Genomic DNA, 2,876 nt, shown 5'->3' on the forward strand with positions numbered 1-2,876 from the left:
ATAAACGTGCCCCATCCGCGATCACTGCGTTTGCATTAGCTATGCAAGCATGGATTTTGCTATCGACCGCAATTGGCGGAGGGGACACCAGTACGGCATTAATGACATTGCTTCGTATTGGCATCGCATGTGTAGTGTTTGATGTTTATCGAGATCATTTGTCAACATTGCTGCGTGTCCTAATGATTCATAGCGAATTATGCGTTTATGGGAATTTTCTAACTATTTTGATAGCTCCAAATGGACTATATAGTAGGTCTATTTCAGCGTATGGAGCTTCTGAGGAATGGCTTTTGGGAGTGGACAACTATTTTGTCCAATGGCTATTTCCGGCTTTGGTGATCGCATGGATTTACAATACTTATTTCCATAGCCAGAATCGAGGCTTTGCCCTATCAATTATCGTTCTTTTGACTGAGTTTATGCATGGCTCGGCAACCGGTATAGTTGGTGTCGTTTTATTCTTCGCTTTGATGTTGGTCCCCGAGGTAAGACATTTCTTTACTCCTATTCGGAGTATTGCGATATCCTGTATCATATGGCTGCTAATTGTTATATTTAGAATTGTTAATATTTTTGCCCCAATTGTATTGAGACTTGGTAAAAATTTGACATTTTCTGGACGATTGGCCATTTGGGATAATGCTATTCATGCAATAACAATTAACCCCGTAATTGGATACGGAGTACTTACGAATGACGAGATGGTGCAGTATTTAGGACTATCTTCCAATGGGCTCTGGACTGGAGCTACGCATTGTCATGATCAGTTGTTGCAAATTGCATTTCAAGGAGGCATGATTGCACTATTGCTCTTCTTCACTGTTCTTGGGATTCTTGTGAAGAAATCGATAGCCCAATGGCCGAACAAGCAAGCACAGATTGCTGTGTACGCGGTGTCTGCATATATAATTATGTGTACGACAGAAATTTTTATTTATCCCGTTATGTTTATCATCTTTCCACTTATGAACGTAGTTCTGGATTCGTTGAAAGACCAGAAAGAAGGAGAATAAAATGTCCAAGTATGATATGGGAATCCTGACGTTTTGGGACGTTCCCAATTATGGTACGTTTGCTCAAGCATATGCTTTGCAATGTGCCCTTGCGCGCTATTGCAAGGATCGCGATGTGAAGCAGATCGCATATCTTGATGAGAAGCATTACAACGCATACTATGCTAAGAGCGCAGGTCGAAATTTCCTTCGTCCCGAGTTCTATAAGAGTTTGTGGGATCTGGTTAATCCCAATTCGAGCTATAATCAGCGAAAAGCCACTTTCCCTAAGTATTATCTTTCCATTCCTCATACGGAACGTTTGACTGCAAACGAACTGGATCGAACCGAGTTCAATACTCTCGTACTAGGAAGTGATATTGTCTGGGATTACTCATTCGATATTTTTGATAATGATCAACGTCTGTTTGGTGTGGGCATTCCTGCTCATAAGAAGGTCTCCTACGCGGCAAGTTTTGGTACGATCAAGCCTGGATCCGACTACCCTCAGTATGTTATTGACGGCGTGAAAGCTCTTGACTTTATCACCGTTCGAGATGAGAACTCGGCTGATATTGTTGAGGAAATAACAGGAAATCGTCCTCCTGTGGTTCTTGATCCTACATGGCTTTGGGACTTTAATAATGATGATAATGTTGTTGCTCCAAAATATGAGAACTACATTATCGTGTATGGCCAGGATTTTTCTAATGCGTTTATTGAGCAGCTTTGTTCGTATGCAAAGGATAATCAGCTTAAGCTGATTTGTCTCGATTGCAATAATGATCAGTATGACTGGTGCGATGTTTTGATTCATCAGTCTGACTTGACTCCCTTTGAGTGGATTGGTCTGTTCCGCCATTCTTCGGCTATTGCTACAAGCACTTTCCATGGATTGACCTTCTCTCTTATCTTTAATAAGAAACTTGCTTTTTGTGCTTCAGATTTCATTTTGGCCAAGGCTGATAACTTCCTGAGGAAGCTTGGTCTTTATGAGTTGTTGTCTGTCAAGGGGCGTGACGCTCGTGAAATGCTTGATTACGATTGGGACTACAGCGGTATCAATGCATTTATTGATGCAGAGCGCAGGAAGTCTCTGGACTTGGTAGTCAACTCTCTGTAATTTTTATGTAGAAGAAAATCGTTATTTGCTCGTCCCGGCTTTGCTTTTGGGGCGAGCAAATATTATTTTGTATCTTAATGGAAGATGTTAAATGAGTGATTCAAAAAAACAGATGAAATTCTCTGTTATTAGTGGTTTATTTTGGAAATTTGCTGAGCGAATGAGTTCGCAGCTCGTATCTGTTATTGTTACGATCATTCTCGCGCGTCTTTTGATGCCATCCGATTATGGAACAGTCACCTTGGTGACAATTTTTATTACTATTGCTAACGTTTTTGTTAACGACGGTTTTGGCGTGGCTTTGATCCAAAAGAAAGATGCGGATGATCTTGATTTCTCCTCTGTCTTCTATTTTGGCATTGCTTTTTCTATTTTTCTGTACCTCATTATTTTCTTTGGTGTAGCTCCGATTGTCGCTGATTTCTACAATATGCCTATACTGGTTCCGGTGCTTAGGGTTCTGGCATTGCAGTTACCTATAGCTTCCATTAATTCCGTACAACAGGCATATGTTTCGCGAAAAATGATTTTCAAAAAATTTTTTTATGCGACCATTAGTGGAACTCTGATTTCCGCCATTGTGGGTATCACTATGGCCTACTTTGGTATGGGTGTTTGGGCCTTGGTGGCACAGTATCTTACTAATACTGTTATTAACACTTTTACATTGCGTACAATTATTGGATGGCGTCCGTCATTGCAGTTTTCTTTGGAGCGTCTGAAGGGTCTGTTCCGGTACGGATGGAAGCTTTTGATTC

3 protein-coding genes are annotated in these 2,876 nt (G+C 40.9%); all 3 read left to right on the forward strand.

Annotation, left to right across the window (positions count from 1 at the left end; translation table 11 throughout):
- A partial coding sequence (locus Tam10B_RS12765) for an O-antigen ligase family protein (RefSeq protein WP_143248664.1) occupies positions 1–1,016 on the forward strand: 1,016 nt, incomplete at its 5' end.
- A 1-nt stretch (position 1,017) separates the two neighbouring features.
- Positions 1,018–2,118 carry a polysaccharide pyruvyl transferase family protein gene (locus tag Tam10B_RS12770; RefSeq protein WP_093961603.1) on the forward strand — a complete coding sequence of 367 codons (1,101 nt, stop codon included), beginning with the start codon at positions 1,018–1,020 and terminating at the stop codon, positions 2,116–2,118.
- Between the two features lie 91 nt (positions 2,119–2,209).
- Positions 2,210–2,876: oligosaccharide flippase family protein (locus tag Tam10B_RS12775; protein ID WP_158214224.1), on the forward strand; the 667-nt coding region annotated here is incomplete at its 3' end.

This window comes from Bifidobacterium vansinderenii (assembly GCF_002234915.1).
In the GTDB taxonomy this organism is placed as follows: Bacteria; Actinomycetota; Actinomycetes; order Actinomycetales; family Bifidobacteriaceae; genus Galliscardovia; species Galliscardovia vansinderenii.

Excerpts from the sequence above, each read along its gene's own strand:
- Tam10B_RS12770 (WP_093961603.1), top strand. The coding sequence starts at position 1,018 with ATGTCCAAGTATGATATGGGAATCCTGACGTTTTGGGACGTTCCCAAT.